This window comes from Exiguobacterium sp. s48 (assembly GCF_018617395.1).
Lineage (GTDB): Bacteria > Bacillota > Bacilli > Exiguobacteriales > Exiguobacteriaceae > Exiguobacterium.
In genome coordinates, this window is the sequence record NZ_JACSKC010000001.1 from 1,983,912 (window position 1) to 2,005,294 (window position 21,383).

The window sequence follows — 21,383 nt, forward strand, 5'->3', positions numbered from 1 at the left end:
ACTTAGAGTAGCGATTTCAACTCATGTAAATGTTGAATCTCATACGTCGACTCGATCGTCGCGGCCACTTCGTTCGGATTGAACCAGCACGTATCCAACCCATACATCCGCCCACCGGCGATATCTGCCGTGACCGAGTCACCGATAATCAAGCCTTTCTCTGGCGCTACGTTCGGGATTCGGTCGAAGACATAGTCAAAGAACGGCTTCATCGGTTTTTGCGAACCGGTCGCATCCGATACGAAGACATCTTGGAAGTACGGCAATAGTCCAGATGACTCTAACCGTTTGAATTGCGTCTCCGTCACACCGTTTGTGACGATATAGAGTGGATAGTCGTTGCTCAGCTTTTGCACGACCTCCAAAGCACCATCAACCATATGCACACCTGCATGTAAATAGTCACGATATTGCTGTTCGACCTGCGAACCGTCGACCGTGAGTCCGAGCGAATCGAACAGTTTCGTATGTCGACCGACGAGTACCTCCTCACGGTCCACTTCGCCGCGCTCAAATGCGCGCCATAGACCCGTGTTGATGTCGACATAGCGCGCTTTCACTTCATCCGTCATCCGGACGTTGTAGGATGCAAGTAACTGCTCAAGTGCGACATGTTCACTTTGTTTAAAGTCTAATAGCGTGTCATCAATATCAAATAAAATCGCTTCATAACATTTCATATTTCTTTCTAACCCCTCTCTTCGTCTAACTGTACAGGAAGTAGAAACGAACATCAAAAAAGGGAGATGTCACTGATCTCCCCTTTCAATTTCTATTGTATGGTCGTTTGACTTTTGAGCCCCACGATAAATTAAAATCACGAGTGTCCCAATCAATACCACGACCGACCACATATGAACAATCCCTATCAGATTTAATGGCTTGAAGAAGTATCCCCAATCGTTATCAAACCAGTAGGCTAAATAACTCGACAAACCATAAGACCCGATCAATGAAAGTAGAACAAAACGCATTCGTATATACCTCAACGCTCGTTTCGTTACCCACCAAATGACAATCGGTACAATCACGTATCCAAACGAAAAACCCCATACATAATCCATAGCCGCCACAAAAAATGCCCAAGGGATTAAAAAGAATAGACCAACGCAGCATGTCTTCATTGTCTTCTCCTAAATAAGTTCGACTTCTTTGATTCTAGCTTACCAAATCTCATACATTGTGATGTTTATTTTTCTAAAAGAAGTGAATACTTCTTATGGTGAAGAAAAAATAAAGGAGTGTTCCAATATGCATACAGATTTTACGAACATGTACATCAATGGTGAGTGGGTCAACGGATCAAGTGAAAAGTCGATCGACAACGTCAATCCATTCTCGAACGAGACTCTCTTCTCGATTCAATCAGCAGATGAAAATGATTTAAACCGTGCCTACGAAGCAGCCAAAGAGGCTCAGGCGGAATGGGCTGACATGGTCCCCCAGGCGCGACGTGAATTGATTGAGAAGTTTGCTCAGATCACGATGGACAATAAAGACTTTATTGTCGATTGGCTTGTGAAGGAATCCGGTAGTACACGTATTAAAGCAGAAGGCGAATTTGCTGCATCGATGGCTATCATCAAAGAAGCCGCGACATTCCCATTCCGTATGGACGGACTCATCAAACCTTCGGTCGTGCCGAACAAAGAGAACCGGGTTTATCGTAAACCACTCGGGGTCATCGGAATCATCAGTCCTTGGAATTTCCCGTTCCATTTGGCTGTCCGTTCAATCGTGACGGCTCTCGCGACCGGGAATGCGGTCGTCGTCAAACCAGCTACAGCGACACCGGTCACAGGTGGTCTTCTGTTCGCATCACTCTTTGAGGAAGCCGGGCTTCCAAAAGGTATACTCAATGTCGTCGTCGGACGAGGGTCTGAAATCGGGGACGCCATTGTCGAACATCCAATCCCACGTCTAATCTCATTCACAGGTTCGACTGAAGTCGGGCAAGGAATCGCAGAGAAAGCTGGTCGCTTATTGAAGAAAACGGCACTTGAACTCGGTGGAAATAACGTGTTCGTCGTGCTCGATGATGCCGACCTCGACCGAGCCGTGGAATCAGCCGTCTACAGCAAGTTCTATCATCAAGGACAAATTTGCATGTCGACGAACCGAATCCTCGTTGCTGAATCGATTCATGATGAGTTCGTGGAACGTTATGTCGAACGGGTTAAACAGTTGAAAGCAGGGAATCCGAACGAAAAAGACACGCAAGTCGGTCCGCTCATCGATCACGACCAAATCGATCGCATTTTAGAGCAAATCGAGAAGACAGTCGATGCCGGCGCTACCGTCCATACCGGCGGAACAGCCGACGGCAACGTCCTCGAACCGACCGTCGTCAGTGGCGTCACGAATGACATGCCACTCGCGAAAAATGAAATCTTTGGCCCGGTAGCTGTCATTCTCTCCTTTAAAGATGACGAGGAGGCGCTCCGTCTCTCGAATGAGTTACCATATGGATTGAGTGGTGCCGTTCACGGATCGGTTTATCGCGCGACCAATTTTGCACGGAAAGTCGAAACCGGCATGATTCACGTCAACGACCAATCGGTCAATGATGAACCACACATGCCGTTCGGGGGCGAGAAAAACTCTGGTCTCGGACGTTTCAACGGTGAATGGGTACTCGAAGAGTTCACGACGCTTCAATGGGTATCAATCATGCATGAACGTCGCGAGTATAAACCATTCTTCTCTTAATACAAAAAGTGTTTCGGCGAGTTGCCGAAACACTTTTTTAAATTTTCTTCACAAACTCCGACTTCAACTTCATCGCACCTAGACCGTCGATTTTACAATCGATGTCATGGTCACCTTCCACGAGTCGAATCCCTTTCACTTTCGTTCCTTGTTTGACGACAAGCGAGGTCCCTTTCACTTTCAAATCCTTAATCACGGTGACGGTGTCTCCGTCTTGAAGTGGGTTTCCGTTCGAATCTTTGATTTGTGAAGCCGCTTCCGCTTCTGCCGCCTCGCTCGGTGACCATTCATAGGCACATTCCGGGCATACGAGCAACGGTCCATCCTCGTATACATAAGATGATTGGCATTTTGGGCAATTCGGATACTCAGTCATTCCATTTCCTCCATTCGATTCACTCGTTCCAGTATATCGTATGGTAGCTCAGTCTTTCTAGACCGTTCATTCTTCTGTAGGCGATGCAGGACCTTCTAAATCAAGTTGATAAAACGATAAATCGAGCCATTTGCCAAACTTATATCCGGCATTTCGAATCGTTCCTGAATGTACGAATCCGACTTTTTCATGCGCACGAATACTCGTCACGTTCGACGTGTCGATTCCACCAATCACCGTTTTCATTCCTCTCGCTTCAGCAATACGGATAATTTCTTTTAACAATTTGTTCCCGATGCCCTTTCCGCGATATCCAGGATGTACATAGACCGAATGCTCGACCGTATAGTGATACGCTGGCCATGGACGGAACGGACCGAACGTCGCAAACCCCATGACCACGTCATCCTCGACCCACACGATGATCGGACAATCTTGCTCTTTTTTCTCTTCATACCATGCCACTCGATTCTCGAGCGTCACCGGTTGATAGTGATAGACGGCCGTACTGTTTACAATCGCATCATTGTAAATATGTAAAATCATTTGAAGATCATCTCGTCGACAATTGCGAATCATCCCCATACCACCTTTTCGTTTTTTTCATTATACGAATCCCCTCTTCAAAAGACACGAAAAAAGTGACCGGTCCCATCAACCGGTCACTCAAATCATGCGGCCAAGCGGTCACACATCGAGGCACATTCTGTACAGACACGCGCACATTCCTGGCAATGTGCGTGCTTATGTTTTCCACACTCCTGTGCGCATGCTTTGCAGATGACCGCACACGCTCGCGCGAGTTCAGGAACGAATGCCGAATCACGCGTCATCGCCTCGGCAAGAAACGCACAGGCAGCGGCACATTCGCGATCCAGTCGAATACAATCGACCATCATCTGTACGTCTTTTTCTTCTAAACAAGATTCCAGACAGTAGTTGCACGTTTCCACACATTCGTGGAGCATTTCAAGTTCGTTCGCATAGATCCGATGAGCCATACATCATTCCCCTTTCGCTTCCTCAATTTTAGACACGTTACTGCTGTTCCCTAATCGGCGAAAGAAAAACGACCCGGTTCAAAAATCCGGGTCGTTCACGAACTTACGATACAAGTAAGCGATTCGATTCAGTAGTGACTCATCATATTGTTTCGGCATGAAACGATAGCGATACAATCGATACATCCGCTTCAAGTCTTCCCACTGATGATCGATTTGTTGCCCTTGTCTGAAGCGTGCCAAATCAATCAAGAAAATCTGTCCGTTCGGGGTCAAAATAATGTTTCGTAAATGGACATCAGACGGGGTCAGTCCTAGCAACCGCGCTTGTCGAAGCGCTTCATCTACTACCTCGATGTAAGACGGGTCAATCCAGACGCCTTCCGTCAGACACTCAAATAGCGTCTTTCCTTCGATGTAATCCATCACGATATATGACGAACCAGACTCATAGCATTTCGGAAAGTAAGGGAGCCCCTTTAGTTTTTCATAGATTGCCGCTTCTTCAGTTGCGATTTGTTCATAACCTGGAAAGAATACTTTGATAACACGATCCTTTTCCTTTAAACGAAACACGGCCGCACTTCGACCGATGCCATGTAAACGAAGATCTGGGTGCATCGCGGCTACCTGAAACGAGTCACCTACTCGTTCGAAGGTGACATCTGCATATTGTTTATAGTTAATCATCCGTCACGCCTCTTTCTTCATTCTCTTCCCTTTCATCATAACGCATTCAAGCTCATTTGACGTTAAAACTGCTCGAGTTGGTGACAAGTGACGTCCTTTCTCGTAAGACGTATAATGAAGAGCGACTGACAACTAAGGAGGAGTTATAATGCAACGCATCGCTTTGACAGAAGAATTATCATTCTCACGCATCGTCCATGGGATGTGGCGTCTCGCTGATTGGGACATGACCCCACAGGAACGCCTCACGTTTATCGAACAATGTCTTGAGCTTGGCATCACGACATTTGATCATGCGGATATTTATGGCGGTTACACGTGTGAAGGCTTGTTTGGGGAGGCCTTAAAATTAAAGCCTGAACTCCGAGACAAGATGGAGATTGTCACAAAGACCGGAATTAAGTTGACAGGTTCGTTCAATCCGGACCAAACACTCAATTATTACGACACGACAAAAGAGCATATCATCGCGCAAGCAGAGCGTTCGTTAAAAGAGTTGGCAATTGATCATATTGATACGTTACTTATCCACCGTCCAGACCCACTCATGAACCCTGATGAAGTGGCCGAGGCTTTCATTACGTTGCGTGATAGCGGTAAAGTACGTGAGTTTGGCGTATCCAACCACGTGCCATCGACACAGAACTTGCTCCAATCACGACTCCCGTTCCAACTCGTGACGAATCAACTCGAACTCTCTCCGATGCAATTGAAGCACTTCGAAGATGGATCGGTCGACCTTTGTCACGAAAAACGGATGCCGCTCATGGCTTGGAGCCCGCTTGCTGGAGGTCAACTCTTCAAAGACGAACAGTACGCACCCCTTCGTGAAAAACTTGAGGAAATCCGTGCACGTCACAACGCGAGCGGGATTGACTCGATCGTATATGCGTGGCTCGTCAAACACCCTGCGAACATCATGCCAATCATCGGATCAGGAAAAATCGAGCGTGTTCAGACAGGTGTCGATGCTCTTCAAATCGACCTCACACGAGAAGAATGGTTTGAAATTTTGAAGGCGGCACGCGGACGAGATGTCGATTAAAGGGACCTTCATCAAATAAATCCCACCGAATTATAACGTGGCAATTTAGAAGAAAAATTACCTTTTTCTAAAATTGCATGACACCAACGATTTTTCGTCAAAAATCGACACCGCTAAAGAGCCAAAAAGTAAAAATAAGACATAATTGGTTTTTCTCCCCGTTCAGTTCAAGTCGAACGGGTTTTTTGATTTTTTTTCGAAATAACAAATTAATTTTCCTAAGACTAAAGTCACAAAAAAATGGTGCTAGAATGGTGAAAGTGATTCACCAAAGGAGAGTACCGATGTGAAAAAGTACCTGATTTTCAGTACCCTCGTTATCCTATTTTTCTTATTCGGATGCGAGGAAGAACGCGCACTCCGACTTCAACCCGCTCCTGAATATTATCAAGGACGTGCCCTGTTACCTAATGGACAGCAAATCGAAATGCCAGAATCCGATCGCGCCGCTATTATTGAGATGTGTCAACCAGACCATGCGATTCCGACGATTCCAAACGGTGAACGACGTTGGCTCGGGACGATTACATTGACACAACCACTGACCGATTCTGCCGCCAATGCTAACTTTCCGACAGCAACTTTTTTCACTGTCGAAAATAAATCCTATGTACAATGTCAGCTCGATTCCATCACGTATGTTACAAAAATCACCACACTCCCTGAGAGTTTAAATGACGCCCAATATGCAGCAAAAACGTATCCGGATGTTTCAAAATTCCGATTTGCGGAGCCACATGAATATGAGCACTTTGCACAAGAGATGCAAAAACCGATAGGTAATGAGCCCTATCCAAAAAGAAAAGGGATTGAACATACCCTTTTCCATATCACGATGCCCCTTACCGGGGAATTTGAACTCACTTTTACATCATCTGAAGGCGAAGACCACTTGAAAATTCCAATTGATTCCTCGCACCCTCCCTATTTGTCGATTGGACTCGGGACAGAAGAATCCGATGATGCGTTACAATATGCGATTTATACGAGCCAGGATCAAAATAACTATCAAGAGGTATTGCGACCGAAACATGCGCAGATTTCACAAATGTTCGGGGCAAAGACAGCTCCGCAGCTTCCTTCTGTTCTTGTACCTGGGCATGAATATTCGCTCTATAGTTTTACATTCATGAAAGATGGAACAGCTCATCGCCAGACTGTCTCACTTACGTATCATGAACCCCAGTTACTCTATGGGAAAGAATTGAACGAACAGATTCACCATAAATTAAGCAGTCAACGTCATGTTATTTTTCATGATTTGGCGCTTCTCGGTACAGAATCGAAAGATGAATCCTTCTTACATCATGTGGGTCACGATGAAATGGAATTCATTTTCGGCGCTATCAAACGAGCAAATGCAACTGCCTATGCAGGAAAACCTGCTCCAACACCGTATGTCACGTTGTTTCAAGGCGTATGTGCCCAAACATTCGATGTCAGCTATGATGGTGCCGATGTCTATGTGACCAATTCAGAGACAGGCGCCCATTTTAAGCTATTACGCGAGGATGCCATCAAGTGGTATAACCTGTTTGAACAAAACACATAATCCGACAGATGCGAACGCATCTGTCTTTTTGCATATTCACGAGGCAAATCTCGTCCGATGGAACACATTTTTTGGGAAGATAAGAAAGGAAAGGAGTGAATCATTTTGACAAATCCATTTATTCGAGACGTGAACCGTCATTGGCGGGTCTCTTACCGACAAAACGGATATCCCCATGTGCAACAGGGTTGGGTGTTGCCCCCGGAACAAAAAGAGGAATTTGATCCGTTTATTTTGATGGCAGAAGACTGGTTCAAGCGTGGGACGTTTTCGGACCATCCCCATCGCGGATTCCAAACGATCACGTATGTCATCGATGGTCGCCTTGAACATATTGATAATCATGGAGGACATTCGATATTGGACGCCGGTGACGTTCAATATATGAATGCCGGATGGGCTGCCCGTCACGCTGAAGAAGCGGTCGACGATGATTTAATTCATACGCTTCAACTTTGGTTGAACTTGCCAAAGTCGTTAAAAACGACAACGACTTCCTATCAGAACGTATACGTCGAGGACGCACCCGTCGTTCCCTTCGACGGCGGACAGCTTCGTGTCTATTCCGGCGAAATCGCGGGCGTAAAAGGACCGATGGAAAGCCTCGTCCCCATCACGATGACAGAAATATCATTGAAGGAAGGCAGCGAATACGAACACATCTTGCCTGCGAATCATAACAGCTTTTTATATGTTTTAGCTGGGTCTGTAGAAGTCGGAACGTCCAACACGCCACTTACCAAAACGGACGTGGCGACGCTGACGTTCGATGAAACATCTGAGGCGATAAGCACACTTCGACTGAAGGCCACGACACGTACACGCCTCCTTGTCTATTCCGGAAAGCCGATTCGAGAAGAGTATATCGCGCACGGTCCATTCGTGATGAATACGGAAGAAGAGATTCGCCAAGCCTTTCGTGATTATCATAGTGGCGTGTTCGGTCCTCCAGCGGTGAAATAAACAAAGGGAGCCTCTCGACTCGAGAGCTCCCTTTCCTGATTATGAGCGATCTGGTTGTAACACCGTCTGTTGTGTAGGTACGTTCCCGATCGGTACGGTACGCTCGACGAGCACATAACGTTTCCCTTCCACTTCGAACTTGCGGTCCCCAAGATAGTTAGCGGACTTTCCATCTTCATATAATTTCGCCAAAATGGCCGGCACGTATTCCTCAAGTTTCGTATAATGCTCATCGAGGGTCATCACGATATTGCCACCTTTATATCCGAGCCAGTAACTATAAAAGAACCAACCTAATGACAATACTCCAAGAATACCGATTCCGATTGTAAGTAATTCCATCTTTTCATTCCTCCAATTTTTTCATGACAATCTGACGTTTTGGAACAAATCCAAGCTCGCTGTAAAAAGAGGCAGCATCTGTGTTGATCATCCAGTAGTCTAGTTCAATCGTTCTAAAATGATGGGTTAATGCCCAACGCTCCATCCATTCCATCACGCGTCGACCGTATCCTTTTCGCTGATACATCGGGTCAATGCTGATGTGATGAATATAAATCGTTCGAACGGCTTGACGAAATGCGGTCGCCTCACCCACCTTCTCCTCAAACCATATGTAGCCGATTGGAGTTGCTTCAAGCTCCATCACCATATAATGATGACCCGGTCGTCCAATCAGCGTCAAAAAAGCTTCATACATCTTCTCTTCCTCATACTCCGCAAAAAAGGTCGGATTCATACGGACGTGATGCTCATGGATCGACCGATTCAGCCGTGCGACGAGGCGGGCATCCGTTGTTGGCGTAAATAAGATATCCTTCATCCGATATAGTTTGAAGGGTTTCGATCTTCATTTACACCGTGTGGTTTTTCAGTCCCTTGTAACGTATGCTCTTTCGAAGATGATGTCCCTCTCCCTTCTAGGCGACGTTGAAGAGGACGAGCCAAGAAGTAACCAACAAGGAGCGAGATGGGTAACACAAGAAAAAATGAGCCGAGTAGCGTCAACATATACCCTTTATCTGTATCTCCTGCAATCATTCGGAGAACAAAGAACAAACCGACGAAAACGAGCGCCGCCAAGGCGTATTCGACGCACTTTCCAAGAAACCGTTTCATATGAGATCTCCCCCTTCAAGGTTTAATATCATATACGGTGATTCCCACAAAAGGTTTCACACATCATGATTTTCTTTATACCATTTCGTCGCTAGTCGTTCCGTTTCGATAATCCACTCGTGCTTTCCTTGAATGTAACCCTCCATATCTTCCGGATGCTGCGCTGCGAGTTGCAACTTCAATTCTCCATACGCATCGCGCACGTCAGGGAATGTACGCAAATAATCTCGGAAAGCGAGATGTCTCACGACATCTGGATTGCCTTCTTCAAATACATGTACGTGAACCGTCCGCAGCTCTTCCCCTTTCCGAAAATAGCGGCGCTTGGGAATCCCGTATTCTCCAAGTCCTCGATACCCGAGTGCTTCCATTCGTTCCGTATACGCATCGACTCGCTCAATCTCTCGAACGACAGGCATCAAATCGATGATTGGCTTCGCCGCGAGTCCTTCGACCGACGTACTCCCGATGTGATGGATCGCAACAAGTTCTCCTTCAAATAAACGGCTCAATTTGCCTGCCTCTTCTTCAAACCGACCCTTCCATTCTGGATTGTATGCGACCACTTCAACTTTTCGCATGATTGGTTCCTCCTCAAAAACAATACTCTTTATTGTCATCATACCCGTTCTGCACACTGCTCGACAGGATGGATTCCACTTCAAAAGGTTTGTACGCAAATAAAATGGGAAACCTTATATTAATGACTTGAGAACTGGAGCGTGAATAACGATGTTGACAGAAAAACAAATCGAAACGTTTAAACAACGTCTATTGAAAGAAAAAGCAAAAACAGAAGGATACATGGATGGGCGAGAAGAAACATACGATGAAGGCGAACTCTCCCATTACGATAATCACCCTGCCGACTCAGGTGAGGAGCTCTTTTTACGAGAGCGCGACCAAGCACTGAATGAACTCGATGAAGAGTTCTTAAGTGATGTCGATAAAGCCTTGCTTGCCATTCAGAACGGGACGTATGGCAAGTGCGAAGTGTGCGGGAAAGACATCGAACTAGATCGCCTTGAGGTCATCCCAGAAGCTACGCTCTGCATCGAACATGCTCGTGCACAAGAAGAGGAAGAGCACGCTCACGAACTCGATCGACCGGTCGAAGAGGATGTGCTGAACCCGAACGAGACGGCCCGTCGCAAAGAACTAGACGGAACGGATGAACCTGGGCAAAAAACAGATGCCTTCTCCCAAGTAGAAGACTATGGAAGTTCGGATACGATTGCCGATAGTGAAGGCAACCACGACCCGACACGCGAACAATAAAAAATGCCCTGAACCTCGTTTACGAGGCTCAGGGCATCTGTCTGTTTAAAATGTTGCTTTCACCGGAGAAGCACCACCGAGGCGTGCTGCCACTTTCATCGGATCAATGGCATTCCCAGCTGAACTAGCAGAGAAATTGTAGTTCCCTTTATGAATTTCAAAGTGCAAGTGTGGACCTGACGAGTTGCCCGTGGTACCGATTTGACCAATCGATTCACCTTGACGTACTGTCTGTCCTAATTTCACATTCACTTTGTGCATGTGAGCATAAACCGTCGTCCATGTTTGACCATCCACGTTGTGTTCGATCTGCACATGATTTCCATAAGGTCCGCTCGCACTGACTTTAGTGACCTTCCCTGCTTCTGCGGCATAGATAGGCGTGCCTGTTTTAGCGGCGATGTCTAATCCATTGTGGAATGTGTATCCGAACTGACCGCTCGCTGCACCGAACCCTTGTGAGAGGCGCCCTTCCGCCGGCATTAAGAATTGGTCTGGCGCCATCGCTTCATATTGTTTTTTCAAATCGCTCAATTGATTCGTTTGCTTCTTATACTGTTTCGACTTTTCATCATATGACGTCTTCACGTCCTGACGTGTCGCTTCAATTTGTTGCTGCTCTTCTTTTAACTGTTTCAGCGTTTCACTCGTTTGTTTTTTCTTCTCAACGAGTGTCTGATGCGCCTCTTCGGCTTCAGCGGCCTCTGCTTTCGCACTTGGCAACACAGAAGAAACGACTTTCGCAAAGAGTGATTGTTCTGCCGGTACAAGCTCTTTTTCGATAGATTCCAAGTCTTTAGAAGTACCTTCGATTTTATCGCGCAACGCTTCTGCTTGATGATCGACTTGCTTCAATTTCGTTTTAATGGCGTGAATGGATTGTTTTGTTTCTTTGACTTGCTGCTTCGTCTGTTGCACAGATTTTTCTGTGTGTACGAGGTCTTGCGGGGTCATTTCGCTAGCGGATGCCGTCTGCCCTTGACATAAGAGCACACCGACACCTGCTGTCATGATGAGTTGTTTCCACATATATATAATAAACCCTCCAAATTGATACATTCATGAACTCCAAAAAAGCTACATGTGCGAATATACCACTGGGGGTTAAAAATTTCAATATATGAAGTTTTTCATTTTCATGTCATACATGACAGCATCATGTGAGAATTTCAGAGATCACTTCACAAGGATTTCACTTGCGCTTTTTTGTATAATATCCCGCCCATAGGATGCCACCGATAGAAAGAAGGGTTACACTCACGCCACCTAACAGTAGACCTTGCGACACACCTTGTGGGAGATTGGTCGTCAGGGCAATCAATGTCGCAGTATTCCCACCAATTAATACGATGATACAAATAACTAGTAACCGCTTCATCAGGCGTTCTTCACCATCTCAAATTGAGTAATCTCATCTTGGACAAACCCTAATCGCCGTGCCGCTTCGACCCATTCAGGGCGGTCCGACGTCAACGTGATGTGAAGTGGCGTTCGGCTTGCTGCCGCCCGCAATAGCCATTCCGCTTCTTCTGCTCGTCCAAAAACATCGAGCAATACGTGATCGCGGTATAATAAAAATCCTATTCGATTTCCTTCTACGACTTTCACTAACTCAGCTGCTTGTTGGGTCAACCGTACATCGCGTTGCCAAATCGGAACATGATTCGCTGCCGGATACACCTCATCAAATAACGTTTGAATCGGTTCAGAAGTCATATTTGCGGTCGTTTCTAATGAGACCGCTTGGAAGTAAAGGATTTCGCGAGTCGTTTTGTAACCCAGCCGTTGATAGAGAGACAGCGCCGCAACGTTCCCTTGAATGACTTCAAGTAAGCGAGTACCTTTTGCTTCCGCTTCAAATCGTTGCATCAATTCGGTCGCAACGCCTAACTTCCGAACGTGTGGGGCGACTGCGAGTCCACCACAACGTGTCTGCCATTTCGAATCGAGATAAGCAATCCCACTCAATACGACACCGACTGGCGTTTCGCCATCGTAAGCGACGATGGAACGAGATGGTTGATTTTGATCTCGTACGAGAAAGATGTCTTCGAACGTCTGCTCATCGAATTGAAACGGAATGATATAATCAGAAAAACCAGTCATAAACGCGCGATACAAATCTTGTAGTGGCGGGTTTTGACGATATGTAAGTTGTGTCGACATATAATTCCTCTCTTCTAAATGAATTTACTTACAATTGAAGGAGACTCCTCATGAAAATCACACTAGACGATCGAAATGATACGCATCGACCAATTCTCGATACGTTCACGCTACCGACGGACCAAGAAAAGTATACGACCCTGCCTAAAGACATGGATGATCCATTACCTGATGGCACTTATCCGATTGTCGTCCTCAGTACGAAACCGGTCGGAATGTTTTTACTCCATGACAATGAACGCGTCGCATCTTATACGAGCGAACCTCATGCCTTGCTCTTCTCCGCTTTCGCCATCAACTATGACGACCAAAGACAAGGTTACGCTAAAGCAGCACTCCACGAACTTCCGAAGTTCGTACAACAACAATTTCCTCATATTCGTGAAGTCGTTCTGTCGGTCAATCTGAAAAACGAAGCTGCTTTTTCCCTTTATACGCACGTTGGATGGGTTGATACAGGACGTCGCATCGATGGTCCGATTGGTGAGCAACGGATTCTCTCCTTATCGATTTGAGGCATCCATTCGTGTCAAACTCTCAAATACGTTTTGCCAGTAAGTCAGACGATGGGGGGCTAAATCGGTTTGTTTGATTCGGACAAGATGATTCGTCATAAGAGAGCGTCCCTCAATCGTACGCAAGCTTCCTTCTGTAAGCGCCAAAAGCTCGTTCCGGTGTACCGATACGATCTCCATCACTTCCCCGTCGTCAAAATGAATCGGCTCTCCTTGATAGACATAGCTATACGTATGTGCAAATTCGCGGTCGACAAACCCGTCCAGTTCAATCACATCCTCAAAGACACCAAGAGACGTGAGTTGCTCGAACCTCAAGGAGAGTCCGAGTTCCTCTTCGATTTCACGAATGCCATCAACAATCGTCTCGCCTGCAGTGAGGTGTCCCGCTGCGGTAATATCATATTTCCCGGGAAAATCCTGCTTCTCCATGCTTCTTCGCTGAAGGTAGATGAGGTCTTCTTTCCAGAGCCAGCAATGGAACGTCTCATGCCAATCCCCATCCAGATGAACTTGCTCCCGCTCTTTCACTCCTATTTCTTGATGATTGGCATCAAAAATCGTGAGGAGTTCTTTCATGTGGACACCCCATTTTCTAGAAATCGAATTATTCCATTCGTCGCATCTAACTCGACTTGAATGCCGATCGGGAAGATATGCGACGGGAATGTGTGTCCAATATCGACGTTCGTTAAAATCGGGATGTTCGTATCTCCGATGACTTCGAGCAATAAATCATTGAATGAGAAGGGTGCCGATTGATCTTGAAAATGCTCATGTTTCCCAATGATCAGACCTGAAATCTCATCAAATACGCCAGCCAATTTTAGCATGCTGAGCGACCGTTCTTCTTCAGCCATCGTTTTGAACGAGTCTTCTAGGAATAAAATCGTTCCTTTCAAATCAGGATAATAATCTGATTTGAAAAACCCGGACATCGTATTCAAATTCCCTCCAATCAACGCCCCTCTTGCCTTCCCACCCTTTAGTGGGATCCACCCTTTATTCGGCTGCAATGTCTTGACGCGTTGTTGCGTTGACCAATCGAGCATCTCTTCGGTCCATTCATCAGGAATATGTAACTGAAACGGAGCGTTTCGTTCTAAGCAGAGAATGTCTTTGACATATTGCTCGCCCGCCTCAAACATTCCTCCATATTCCCCGAAAGAAGGGACGATCGCCGGTCCATAAAATGTAACGACTTCCGTTTTTGCATAACACGCCATCAAAATTGCCGTCACATCACTATAACCCATGATGATTTTAGGTTGACGTCGCAATTGCTCATAATCGATATACGGTAGTAATGAGTTCGAATTCGTTCCACCAATCGTACTGATGATCGCCTTCACTTCAGGATCATGTAAAAATGCGTTCAGTTCGTCCGCGCGATCTCGAATGGACGATGAACGAAATCCTTCTGTTTTATATGTACACATGCCCTCTTTCACCTTGAATCCCATTCGCTTGAGCTGTTCGACGCCACGTTGATAGCGTTCCTCAAATTGAACAGGTGCCGGAAAAGAAGGCGTAATGATTCCTATCGTATCCCCGACTTGCAGCTTTGGCGGTTTAATCATGATTCCCACTCCACTCCCTCGTAACATGGTTATGAACGCATTATACCGTAGGAGTGGTCAGCCATGCTTCAAAATAAATCAGGGTCTTCCGATAACGTTCTCACTTTCCGAACTTTTGCTGGTCGTCCTGTCCATCCGAGCGCCACAAAGAAAAAGGCCCCCGCCAGTAAGCCGAATAATGTGATTAATCCGATTTGTACGCCGAAAAATCCGTACTGTTCTCCTAATTTCACGAGTAAAAGTGGAGCGAATAGACAAATGAGGCTGAGTGAAAAGAGCCCACCTTTCACTCGACGTTTTGCATTACCAATTGTATACCAACCAAACGTGAGCCATACACAAGCCACCAAACCGAGTGTTCCCATCATCATCCACATTCGCCCACACCTCACCTTTTCGTTTTTCTTTCTATTCCCCATTTTTCTTATGATTCCTACTATTTTTTCAAGTAATGAGAGAATTTCTGGGTAAAGATACATTAGATGAGATGCGAAACGGGACGACAAAGGAGTGAGGTAGACATGAGTTCACGATTAACCTTTGCCTTAATCTTTCTCGGTCTTTTTTTAGTCGCCGTTTATTGGCTGAGCACGTGGAATGACAACATGGTCGAAGGACAGATTGAACGAGTCGATATCCCCCAAATATTGATTGAATCTACCGAATCCTCTGAAGAAGTCACATTGCGTGTCATCTTGATCAATGATCAAACCGAAGTCACTGGCATCGTCAACAGCGTACAAGGGCTACAGAGCGGCCAACTGGTAACAATCGAGGTCATTCCGACGAATTCGAACTTGAACATCGCGCGGACGATTGAAGTCATGGCACCATGATTTTTTGAAATGAAGCGTAACTTTTCCAGAACTGTGGAATATGACAACAGAATCCAAAAAGGAGTGGTCGGATTGATTTCAAACAAATTATTATCTGGAAAAGTAGCGTTCGTCACGGGAGCGGCCTCTGGAATCGGACGCGCCGCTGTCATTCGCTTTATTCAAGCGGGTGCGAAAGTCGCCATTCTCGACTTGAATGAGGAGGAGGCGATGCGTCTCGCTAGTCTTGTGGGGGAAGAGCGCGCCATCGGTATTCGTGTGGATGTGTCGGATGAGCAGGCGATGAAAGAAGCGTATGCACAGACGATGGATCGATTCGGTCAAATCGATATCGTCTTCGCGAACGCTGGACGAAACGGGGCCATCACACCGATTGAACATTTATCTTTAGAGGATTGGAACGGTGTCATCGAGACGAATCTCACCGGGACCTTCCTAACCGTCAAACATGCGATTCCACATTTGAAAGAGAAGGGTGGAAGCATCATTATCACTTCATCAATCAATGGCAACCGCTATTTTAAAAATTTCGGTTTCAGTGGTTATGCCACAACAAAAGCGGGACAGACCGGTTTTGCGAAAATGGCTGCCGCCGAACTCGCTCAATTTGGAATCCGGGTCAACTCCATCTGTCCAGGGGCCATCGATACAAATATCGATGATTCGACCAATCGTGACGATGCATTGCTTGAAGAAGTCGTTATTCCCATCGAGTATCCGCTCGGGAACCAGCCACTCGCCGGAAAGTCCGGTTCCGCCAAACAAGTCGCGGACGTCGTCTTGTTTTTTGCAAGCAACATGTCGAGCCATGTCACGGGCTCTGAGGTTTACGTTGACGGTGCGGAATCCCTCTTGTAATCGAAAAGCAGGTCGTCTCATCCGAGACGGCCTGCTTATTTGAGAATAGGACTTTTCATGACAGCTTTTTGGTAGAACGGCTGAAAACCGAGCCGTTCCATATTACGTCCAGATGCCGAATCGACTTTCGTCGTTACGGTCAAGACGTCACAGCCAAGCGCTTTCGCCTCGGCAATCCGTTCCAAAATGAGTTGCGTCTGATACCCTTTTTGCCGATATGCCGGGACGGTGCTCGTCAGAAACAATTCTCCAATTCCGTCTTGTATCGCTAAAATCCCACCTGCTACGACAGTATCCGCTTCTCGGACGAGATAGGCGTGATTACTCGGGAGTGCATAGAATCCTTTAGCCGTATCAATCGTTTCTTGAAGGATGGTTCCGGATTCGGCAAATCCTGCCGCAATCGCATGTGCCCACTCATGAATTGTTTCATTCTTTACTTTTTCGACCTGGGTCGTTGTAGAATCAGACGAATATTGTTTCAAATCCAACGTCCACACATCTAAAAAGTGATCGAGTGTGTAGTTACGCTCTTGCAACAAGCGGAGTAACGAGTCCTCTGCCAATGGACAAACTTCGATATGTAGACGTGATACGTTTTTCCCGCGTACCCACTTTTCCATTTGATGCAGATCATAAAAGCTTGTCGGTCGATTCAACCCGAATCCGACCGCAAAGCTCATATTCCCCATTTTAAACACGTGTCCTTTACCTTCTACGTGCAGTTCCGCACCTTCATAGGGAGGGGTTTGTTTGCGATGTCGAATGTAAGCAGACGTCCCCTCTGCTTTGATGCGCTCGATGCGTCGTGCCAATTCTAAACGTTTCACTTTGTTCCCTCCCTTGTCTTTTTTCATGTTGAGTGTAGCATATCACGTTCGGATGAGATGACCGTACTGAATCATTCGTTCTCGTACAGAAGGAACGAGGTCCTCAGATCCTAACACGGCTTCCCATTCTTGTAACCTCACATCAATCACTTCATCTGCTTGTAAAGTGAGTTGTCCTAAGTCAATGGGGTTCTCGCATACGTAACAGTACAGATCCAAGAAATAGGTGCCCCGCTTAATCGTTGTCACGAACCGAAGTTGCTCAGGCAACACGCATAGCCCCAGCTCTTCTTTCAGCTCACGGACCGCACCTTGTCGACTCGTTTCTCCAGCTAAAATCGAGCCCCCGGTTCCTTCCCACAGAAGCGGGTACGTCTTGTCCGGATGGCGTTTTGATAGCAAGAGTCTCCCATCCGAATCGAACGTGAACACTTCGATGACCGTATGAAATGTATGCGGTTCTAGTTCATCCCCACGAAAATGGGTTCGACCGAGCAGTTGCCGATTTTCGTCGAGTAAATCCCACATTTCTCGGCTCATGGACGAATCTCATCAATCGTGAACGAAGAGGAGCCTTGAATCTCTTCGATAAAGTGTGAGCCAAACAACATGGCTGGGGTGAAACTTCCAGCAAGCATTCCGCCGGAGCCAAGTAATCGTTTGACGACGGCGAGTGCGCCATATACGGTGAAGGCATACGTGCTCGCAGTTTGAATGCGAACGATGATTTTACGGCCCCCCTCATTTGTTGCCTCGCCCCATACATACGTCGAGTTTTTTTCACGTTCGGCTTCATTTGGTCCCGATACGTTCTCATCGACATAGCGGAGCAATCGTTCCTGCACCGCCTCTTTTCCAAGAATCGGGCTGAACCAGGACAAAGCGCGTGCCAAATAAGCGGCCGCTGTCGGGACCGGCACCCACGTCGTAATATTTGGGATGTCCGTCGTATAATAGGCGGTCGAAACATCTCCCCAAGGAATCGCGATGGCGGTACGGCTTCCACGTCCGAAATCAATCGTTCTTCGTTTTGCCCCGATTGGGAATGATGATAGTTTCCCGTTCACACGTTCCATACTGCTCGATCCAAGACCACGGACAGCCGTTTTCATCGTACCTGGAGAAATACCAGCTGCCGCCGAAAATCCGAGGGCGAGTGTCGTCGCATCCGGCAAAAGTTCCCGTAATTTTCGTGCGACACAGTCTGTTGGGATGACATCAAACCCAACACCGGAACATAAAATCACACCACGTTCTTTGGCTTGAGCCGCTCGCTGTTTAGAATGGACATATTCGAACACGTCGATTTCCCCGGTAATGTCTAAATAATGTGTGCCCGTTTCCAGACATGCCTCAATCATCACTTGGCTCGTATCCGTGAACGGACCCGCACAGTGAAGTACCAAATCCACATTGTGAAGCGCCTCGATTGCCGCTTCGCGACTTAATGCAAATATTGCTGTCTCGCAGTCGAGCTCGTCCCCGAGGCGATGAATCTCACGTCCGTTCCGACCGGCAAGAATCGGACGCAATCCGTCACGGACAGCCTGTCGGGCAATCAGTTCCCCCGTATAGCCATTCGCCCCATAAATCATCCATTTCATCTTGAAACCTCCTTGTATGAGTTTGTCCATGTTCGTTTCCCTAAATCGAGTTGAATCGAACGAAGAAATCTTGAACGACTCCAATCAGATATACACTCCCCATCGCAACGAGCCAGCATCCAATCGGGATGAAAAGATTTTTGATTACCACTCGTTTCGTCACATCGATCTGATTCATCAATCGACGATCAATCAGGAAGAACAAAACGGCTGCGAGCAGACTCAACCATGACAAGATGAGTCCAAATAGAATATGTAAAACGAACGAAATGAACAACTGTACGCGTTCCGAATTGAATCGCTTTGCGACCCAACCACTAAACCACGATGTCACGACGCCATATGTAAAAATGATGGGAAAACTATAAGCCATGTAAACCGTACATAATAATAGAAATCCAGATACGCTCTCTAAAAATGAAGTTTCCACAAGTGTTTGTTGCGAAAATTCAACAATGCTTAATAGAAGCGCATAGATAGGCACAGTCCAGGAAGCCGCGATGATTTTTCGTTTCACCATCGAATCCCTCCTTTCTTTCCATTCTTCTCCACTTTAGCGCAATCCACTTGAAAACGCACAAAAACCAGCCTGAATTCAGGCTGGCTTCGCGATTTGTTAATTGTTTGCAACTTCTCCGGCTTTCGTGCGGACCGATTGCATCGCTTCCGTCCACGGAAGGAGTTGGTCGAGCATGTCGTTGACCGATTGTGCTTGCACATCTTTCGGTGCGAAATGCGTCCCGTTCTCGAAGTCCGTGAAGAGTGAGAGCGCAGGATGGACACGTACGTGAGCGATTGACAATTCACTCAAGATGCCACGTAAATGTTCCGTTGCCCGTGCTCCACCGACAGAACCGTATGAGACGATTCCAGCTGCTTTGTTGTTCCATTCGACACGTAAGTAGTCGAGTGCGTTTTTAAGAGATGCTGAGATGGAATGATTGTATTCTTGGACGATGAAGATGAATCCGTCCATTTGCGCAATTTTCTCCGACCAGGCTGCTGCGCCTGATGCGTCTTGGCCAGCTTCACCGAGAAGCGGCAAGTTGTAGTCTGCGATGTCGATGACTTCATAGTTGGCATCGCCACGTTTGTCGGCGAGTTCTTTCACCCATTCCCCGACTTGTGGACTGACGCGACCTTCACGAGTTGATCCGAGTACGATTCCGATGTTTAACATAGTAGTTCCTCCTTGGTTATGTTGTGATGCATCTGATTTTCCAAATAAGCGATTCAAGAAACTCATTTCATGCCCTCATATTCTTTCTCAAATGTTTTCGTGCTTCTGACTGTATCGATTGGTCGTACCATCGCCTCGATTTGCGAACGTTTCGCTTCGAGGAACGGCGGGAGTGACAACTTCTCACCGACCGTCTCGTACGGCTCGTCTCCCATGAATCCAGGTCCATCTGTCGCCCATTCGAACAAGATTTGCGGCGCGACACGTGCATAGGATGATTCAAAGAAGAAGCGATCGACGTAGCCAGAAGTCGGCAAACCGAACTGTTGGAGACGTGCTGTCCATTCATCGAGGACGCTGCGGTCTTCGACACGAAATGCGACATGGTGCACGGTACCGAACCCTTGACGCGCTTGTGGAGATGTCTCGTCGTGAATGACGATCACTTGCGCTCCGTTTCCACCTTCACCTCCTTCAAAGAGATACACATCACCTTCTCGCCCGATCTCTTTAAATAGCATCACTTGCTCCATCACTTTTTTGAAATATGTGATATCGGCGATGCGAATAAAGATTGGACCAAGTCCCGTGATCGCGTATTCAAGCGGGATTGGACCGTTCTTCCACGGCTCGCCCGACGCGATGCCTTCGTTGAACTCATCCGAGATGAGTTGATACGCCTGCTCATCAAAGTCGATGAACGAGAGCGTCTTCTTCCCGAACTGTTCTTGAATCCCTTCGTGCTCGACACCGAGACGGTCGAATCGACGGACCCAATACGTCAACGCTTCATCTGTCGGTACGCGGAACGACGTCTTCGCGATCTCATTTGTTCCGTGCTTACCTTTCGGGATACCTGGGAAGTCGAAGAAGGTCATGTCTGTCCCCGCGTTCCCTTTATCGTCCGCAAAGAATAAGTGATACGTTTGAATGTCGTCCTGGTTGACCGTTTTCTTCACTAAGCGCATCCCAAGAATATGGGTGAAGAAATCATAGTTTTTTTCGGCACTACTCGTGATTGCCGTGACGTGGTGAATTCCTTTTACGTGGTTCATCGTTCTCTCTCCTTTTATATCTTGAT

Annotated in this window: 30 protein-coding genes; 8 read left to right on the forward strand and 22 right to left on the reverse strand. The window is 46.8% G+C overall.

The features are described from left to right. Nucleotides 1–2: 2 nt before the first annotated feature. On the reverse strand, nucleotides 3–680 hold the full coding sequence (locus tag KNO66_RS10045; RefSeq protein WP_214742282.1) for a YjjG family noncanonical pyrimidine nucleotidase: 678 nt from the start codon (nucleotides 678–680) through the stop codon (nucleotides 3–5). Nucleotides 681–749: 69 nt separating this feature from the next. Beyond that, a complete protein-coding gene (locus KNO66_RS10050) occupies nucleotides 750–974 on the reverse strand; it encodes a hypothetical protein (protein WP_214742283.1) in 225 nt (74 codons plus the stop codon). A gap of 277 nt (nucleotides 975–1,251) precedes the next feature. Here KNO66_RS10050 and KNO66_RS10055 point away from each other — a divergent pair, with 277 nt between their 5' ends. Next, nucleotides 1,252–2,709: an aldehyde dehydrogenase family protein gene (locus tag KNO66_RS10055; protein WP_214742284.1), complete on the forward strand. Its 1,458-nt coding sequence runs from the start codon at nucleotides 1,252–1,254 to the stop codon at nucleotides 2,707–2,709. A 37-nt stretch (nucleotides 2,710–2,746) separates the two neighbouring features. On the opposite strand, the gene KNO66_RS10060 is transcribed toward KNO66_RS10055, so the two are convergent. From KNO66_RS10060 to KNO66_RS10075, 4 genes are all read right to left on the reverse strand, one after another. After that, a complete protein-coding gene (locus tag KNO66_RS10060) occupies nucleotides 2,747–3,085 on the reverse strand; it encodes a zinc ribbon domain-containing protein YjdM (RefSeq protein WP_214742285.1) in 339 nt (112 codons plus the stop codon). Nucleotides 3,086–3,151: 66 nt separating this feature from the next. After that, nucleotides 3,152–3,664, reverse strand: a complete 513-nt coding sequence (locus KNO66_RS10065; protein WP_214742286.1) for a GNAT family N-acetyltransferase — start codon at nucleotides 3,662–3,664, stop codon at nucleotides 3,152–3,154. 92 nt (nucleotides 3,665–3,756) lie between these two features. Next, complete coding sequence (locus KNO66_RS10070; RefSeq protein ID WP_012727586.1) at nucleotides 3,757–4,086, reverse strand: four-helix bundle copper-binding protein; 330 nt, start codon at nucleotides 4,084–4,086, stop codon at nucleotides 3,757–3,759. Nucleotides 4,087–4,164: 78 nt separating this feature from the next. Continuing rightward, entirely contained in the window at nucleotides 4,165–4,776 is a 612-nt protein-coding gene (locus KNO66_RS10075; protein WP_214742287.1) for a protein kinase family protein, read from the reverse strand. A gap of 148 nt (nucleotides 4,777–4,924) precedes the next feature. Here KNO66_RS10075 and KNO66_RS10080 point away from each other — a divergent pair, with 148 nt between their 5' ends. The 3 genes from KNO66_RS10080 to KNO66_RS10090 all read left to right on the forward strand — a co-directional run bounded on the left by KNO66_RS10080 (nucleotide 4,925) and on the right by KNO66_RS10090 (nucleotide 8,336). Beyond that, nucleotides 4,925–5,821, forward strand: a complete 897-nt coding sequence (locus KNO66_RS10080; protein ID WP_214742288.1) for an aldo/keto reductase — start codon at nucleotides 4,925–4,927, stop codon at nucleotides 5,819–5,821. Nucleotides 5,822–6,107: 286 nt separating this feature from the next. Then, nucleotides 6,108–7,373, forward strand: coding sequence for a hypothetical protein (locus tag KNO66_RS10085; RefSeq protein WP_214742289.1), 1,266 nt, complete (start codon nucleotides 6,108–6,110; stop codon nucleotides 7,371–7,373). 105 nt (nucleotides 7,374–7,478) lie between these two features. Then, nucleotides 7,479–8,336: a pirin family protein gene (locus KNO66_RS10090; protein ID WP_214742290.1), complete on the forward strand. Its 858-nt coding sequence runs from the start codon at nucleotides 7,479–7,481 to the stop codon at nucleotides 8,334–8,336. Between the two features lie 39 nt (nucleotides 8,337–8,375). Here KNO66_RS10090 and KNO66_RS10095 read toward each other — a convergent pair whose 3' ends face one another. From KNO66_RS10095 to KNO66_RS10110, 4 genes are read right to left on the reverse strand one after another with little or no spacing between them, the layout of a single operon-like run. Beyond that, entirely contained in the window at nucleotides 8,376–8,678 is a 303-nt protein-coding gene (locus tag KNO66_RS10095) for a hypothetical protein (RefSeq protein ID WP_214742291.1), read from the reverse strand. A 4-nt stretch (nucleotides 8,679–8,682) separates the two neighbouring features. Next, entirely contained in the window at nucleotides 8,683–9,159 is a 477-nt protein-coding gene (locus tag KNO66_RS10100; RefSeq protein WP_214742292.1) for a GNAT family N-acetyltransferase, read from the reverse strand. Continuing rightward, the gene (locus tag KNO66_RS10105; protein ID WP_214742293.1) at nucleotides 9,156–9,455 is read right to left on the reverse strand and encodes a hypothetical protein; all 300 of its coding nucleotides are present in this window, start codon (nucleotides 9,453–9,455) and stop codon (nucleotides 9,156–9,158) included. Before KNO66_RS10105 ends, KNO66_RS10100 begins: the two co-directional genes overlap by 4 nt. Nucleotides 9,456–9,511: 56 nt before the next feature. Beyond that, nucleotides 9,512–10,036: a GrpB family protein gene (locus KNO66_RS10110; RefSeq protein ID WP_214742294.1), complete on the reverse strand. Its 525-nt coding sequence runs from the start codon at nucleotides 10,034–10,036 to the stop codon at nucleotides 9,512–9,514. 151 nt (nucleotides 10,037–10,187) lie between these two features. Here KNO66_RS10110 and KNO66_RS10115 point away from each other — a divergent pair, with 151 nt between their 5' ends. After that, nucleotides 10,188–10,733 (forward strand): TraR/DksA C4-type zinc finger protein, encoded by a 546-nt coding sequence (locus KNO66_RS10115; protein ID WP_214742295.1) that lies wholly within the window; start codon nucleotides 10,188–10,190, stop codon nucleotides 10,731–10,733. A gap of 45 nt (nucleotides 10,734–10,778) precedes the next feature. On the opposite strand, the gene KNO66_RS10120 is transcribed toward KNO66_RS10115, so the two are convergent. The 3 genes from KNO66_RS10120 to KNO66_RS10130 form a co-directional block, all read right to left on the reverse strand. Beyond that, complete coding sequence (locus KNO66_RS10120) at nucleotides 10,779–11,762, reverse strand: M23 family metallopeptidase (RefSeq protein ID WP_214742296.1); 984 nt, start codon at nucleotides 11,760–11,762, stop codon at nucleotides 10,779–10,781. 163 nt (nucleotides 11,763–11,925) lie between these two features. Further along, nucleotides 11,926–12,111, reverse strand: coding sequence for a hypothetical protein (locus tag KNO66_RS10125; RefSeq protein ID WP_214742297.1), 186 nt, complete (start codon nucleotides 12,109–12,111; stop codon nucleotides 11,926–11,928). Beyond that, nucleotides 12,111–12,899 carry a GNAT family N-acetyltransferase gene (locus KNO66_RS10130; protein ID WP_214742298.1) on the reverse strand — a complete coding sequence of 263 codons (789 nt, stop codon included), beginning with the start codon at nucleotides 12,897–12,899 and terminating at the stop codon, nucleotides 12,111–12,113. Before KNO66_RS10130 ends, KNO66_RS10125 begins: the two co-directional genes overlap by 1 nt. 50 nt (nucleotides 12,900–12,949) lie before the next feature. On the opposite strand from KNO66_RS10130, the gene KNO66_RS10135 reads away from it, so the two are divergent. Then, a complete protein-coding gene (locus tag KNO66_RS10135) occupies nucleotides 12,950–13,414 on the forward strand; it encodes a GNAT family N-acetyltransferase (RefSeq protein ID WP_214742299.1) in 465 nt (154 codons plus the stop codon). On the opposite strand, the gene KNO66_RS10140 is transcribed toward KNO66_RS10135, so the two are convergent. The 3 genes from KNO66_RS10140 to KNO66_RS10150 all read right to left on the reverse strand — a co-directional run bounded on the left by KNO66_RS10140 (nucleotide 13,403) and on the right by KNO66_RS10150 (nucleotide 15,371). Further along, nucleotides 13,403–13,993: an NUDIX hydrolase gene (locus KNO66_RS10140; RefSeq protein WP_214742300.1), complete on the reverse strand. Its 591-nt coding sequence runs from the start codon at nucleotides 13,991–13,993 to the stop codon at nucleotides 13,403–13,405. The genes KNO66_RS10135 and KNO66_RS10140 overlap by 12 nt on opposite strands. Further along, a complete protein-coding gene (locus KNO66_RS10145) occupies nucleotides 13,990–14,994 on the reverse strand; it encodes a S66 family peptidase (RefSeq protein ID WP_214742301.1) in 1,005 nt (334 codons plus the stop codon). Before KNO66_RS10145 ends, KNO66_RS10140 begins: the two co-directional genes overlap by 4 nt. A 68-nt stretch (nucleotides 14,995–15,062) precedes the next feature. Then, nucleotides 15,063–15,371: a hypothetical protein gene (locus KNO66_RS10150; protein WP_214742302.1), complete on the reverse strand. Its 309-nt coding sequence runs from the start codon at nucleotides 15,369–15,371 to the stop codon at nucleotides 15,063–15,065. A 144-nt stretch (nucleotides 15,372–15,515) separates the two neighbouring features. Here KNO66_RS10150 and KNO66_RS10155 point away from each other — a divergent pair, with 144 nt between their 5' ends. Together KNO66_RS10155 and KNO66_RS10160 are read left to right on the forward strand one after the other, a co-directional pair. Beyond that, nucleotides 15,516–15,830, forward strand: a complete 315-nt coding sequence (locus KNO66_RS10155) for a hypothetical protein (protein ID WP_214742303.1) — start codon at nucleotides 15,516–15,518, stop codon at nucleotides 15,828–15,830. Between the two features lie 72 nt (nucleotides 15,831–15,902). Further along, entirely contained in the window at nucleotides 15,903–16,688 is a 786-nt protein-coding gene (locus tag KNO66_RS10160; protein ID WP_214742304.1) for an SDR family oxidoreductase, read from the forward strand. A 35-nt stretch (nucleotides 16,689–16,723) separates the two neighbouring features. Here the strand turns inward: KNO66_RS10160 and KNO66_RS10165 are convergent, their stop codons facing one another. The 6 genes from KNO66_RS10165 to KNO66_RS10190 all read right to left on the reverse strand — a co-directional run bounded on the left by KNO66_RS10165 (nucleotide 16,724) and on the right by KNO66_RS10190 (nucleotide 21,357). Continuing rightward, nucleotides 16,724–17,518, reverse strand: coding sequence for a GNAT family N-acetyltransferase (locus tag KNO66_RS10165; RefSeq protein WP_214742305.1), 795 nt, complete (start codon nucleotides 17,516–17,518; stop codon nucleotides 16,724–16,726). Between the two features lie 42 nt (nucleotides 17,519–17,560). Next, a complete protein-coding gene (locus KNO66_RS10170; RefSeq protein ID WP_214742306.1) occupies nucleotides 17,561–18,058 on the reverse strand; it encodes an NUDIX hydrolase in 498 nt (165 codons plus the stop codon). Then, nucleotides 18,055–19,122: a saccharopine dehydrogenase family protein gene (locus tag KNO66_RS10175; protein ID WP_214742307.1), complete on the reverse strand. Its 1,068-nt coding sequence runs from the start codon at nucleotides 19,120–19,122 to the stop codon at nucleotides 18,055–18,057. Before KNO66_RS10175 ends, KNO66_RS10170 begins: the two co-directional genes overlap by 4 nt. Before the next feature lie 40 nt (nucleotides 19,123–19,162). Further along, on the reverse strand, nucleotides 19,163–19,642 hold the full coding sequence (locus tag KNO66_RS10180) for a hypothetical protein (RefSeq protein WP_214742308.1): 480 nt from the start codon (nucleotides 19,640–19,642) through the stop codon (nucleotides 19,163–19,165). A 96-nt stretch (nucleotides 19,643–19,738) separates the two neighbouring features. Further along, nucleotides 19,739–20,368 carry an NADPH-dependent FMN reductase gene (locus tag KNO66_RS10185; RefSeq protein ID WP_374193977.1) on the reverse strand — a complete coding sequence of 210 codons (630 nt, stop codon included), beginning with the start codon at nucleotides 20,366–20,368 and terminating at the stop codon, nucleotides 19,739–19,741. After that, entirely contained in the window at nucleotides 20,365–21,357 is a 993-nt protein-coding gene (locus KNO66_RS10190; protein WP_214742309.1) for a ring-cleaving dioxygenase, read from the reverse strand. The genes KNO66_RS10185 and KNO66_RS10190 overlap by 4 nt, the downstream gene beginning before the upstream one ends. Nucleotides 21,358–21,383: the final 26 nt, after the last annotated feature.

Bases quoted from the DNA above. Each gene is read 5' to 3' on its own strand.
- KNO66_RS10050 (WP_214742283.1), bottom strand. From the start codon at position 974: ATGCGTTTTGTTCTACTTTCATTGATCGGGTCTTATGGTTTGTCGAGT.
- KNO66_RS10065 (WP_214742286.1), bottom strand. From the start codon at position 3,664: ATGATTCGCAATTGTCGACGAGATGATCTTCAAATGATTTTACATATT.
- KNO66_RS10045 (WP_214742282.1), bottom strand. From the start codon at position 680: ATGAAATGTTATGAAGCGATTTTATTTGATATTGATGACACGCTATTA.
- KNO66_RS10145 (WP_214742301.1), bottom strand. From the start codon at position 14,994: ATGATTAAACCGCCAAAGCTGCAAGTCGGGGATACGATAGGAATCATT.
- KNO66_RS10170 (WP_214742306.1), bottom strand. From the start codon at position 18,058: ATGAGCCGAGAAATGTGGGATTTACTCGACGAAAATCGGCAACTGCTC.
- KNO66_RS10150 (WP_214742302.1), bottom strand. From the start codon at position 15,371: ATGTGGATGATGATGGGAACACTCGGTTTGGTGGCTTGTGTATGGCTC.
- KNO66_RS10135 (WP_214742299.1), top strand. From the start codon at position 12,950: ATGAAAATCACACTAGACGATCGAAATGATACGCATCGACCAATTCTC.
- KNO66_RS10095 (WP_214742291.1), bottom strand. From the start codon at position 8,678: ATGGAATTACTTACAATCGGAATCGGTATTCTTGGAGTATTGTCATTA.
- KNO66_RS10105 (WP_214742293.1), bottom strand. From the start codon at position 9,455: ATGAAACGGTTTCTTGGAAAGTGCGTCGAATACGCCTTGGCGGCGCTC.
- KNO66_RS10110 (WP_214742294.1), bottom strand. From the start codon at position 10,036: ATGCGAAAAGTTGAAGTGGTCGCATACAATCCAGAATGGAAGGGTCGG.
- KNO66_RS10185 (WP_374193977.1), bottom strand. From the start codon at position 20,368: ATGAGTTTCTTGAATCGCTTATTTGGAAAATCAGATGCATCACAACAT.
- KNO66_RS10125 (WP_214742297.1), bottom strand. From the start codon at position 12,111: ATGAAGCGGTTACTAGTTATTTGTATCATCGTATTAATTGGTGGGAAT.
- KNO66_RS10100 (WP_214742292.1), bottom strand. From the start codon at position 9,159: ATGAAGGATATCTTATTTACGCCAACAACGGATGCCCGCCTCGTCGCA.
- KNO66_RS10155 (WP_214742303.1), top strand. From the start codon at position 15,516: ATGAGTTCACGATTAACCTTTGCCTTAATCTTTCTCGGTCTTTTTTTA.
- KNO66_RS10190 (WP_214742309.1), bottom strand. From the start codon at position 21,357: ATGAACCACGTAAAAGGAATTCACCACGTCACGGCAATCACGAGTAGT.
- KNO66_RS10055 (WP_214742284.1), top strand. From the start codon at position 1,252: ATGCATACAGATTTTACGAACATGTACATCAATGGTGAGTGGGTCAAC.
- KNO66_RS10180 (WP_214742308.1), bottom strand. From the start codon at position 19,642: ATGGTGAAACGAAAAATCATCGCGGCTTCCTGGACTGTGCCTATCTAT.
- KNO66_RS10140 (WP_214742300.1), bottom strand. From the start codon at position 13,993: ATGAAAGAACTCCTCACGATTTTTGATGCCAATCATCAAGAAATAGGA.
- KNO66_RS10130 (WP_214742298.1), bottom strand. From the start codon at position 12,899: ATGTCGACACAACTTACATATCGTCAAAACCCGCCACTACAAGATTTG.
- KNO66_RS10075 (WP_214742287.1), bottom strand. From the start codon at position 4,776: ATGATTAACTATAAACAATATGCAGATGTCACCTTCGAACGAGTAGGT.
- KNO66_RS10120 (WP_214742296.1), bottom strand. From the start codon at position 11,762: ATGTGGAAACAACTCATCATGACAGCAGGTGTCGGTGTGCTCTTATGT.
- KNO66_RS10175 (WP_214742307.1), bottom strand. From the start codon at position 19,122: ATGAAATGGATGATTTATGGGGCGAATGGCTATACGGGGGAACTGATT.
- KNO66_RS10060 (WP_214742285.1), bottom strand. From the start codon at position 3,085: ATGACTGAGTATCCGAATTGCCCAAAATGCCAATCATCTTATGTATAC.
- KNO66_RS10080 (WP_214742288.1), top strand. From the start codon at position 4,925: ATGCAACGCATCGCTTTGACAGAAGAATTATCATTCTCACGCATCGTC.
- KNO66_RS10070 (WP_012727586.1), bottom strand. From the start codon at position 4,086: ATGGCTCATCGGATCTATGCGAACGAACTTGAAATGCTCCACGAATGT.
- KNO66_RS10115 (WP_214742295.1), top strand. From the start codon at position 10,188: ATGTTGACAGAAAAACAAATCGAAACGTTTAAACAACGTCTATTGAAA.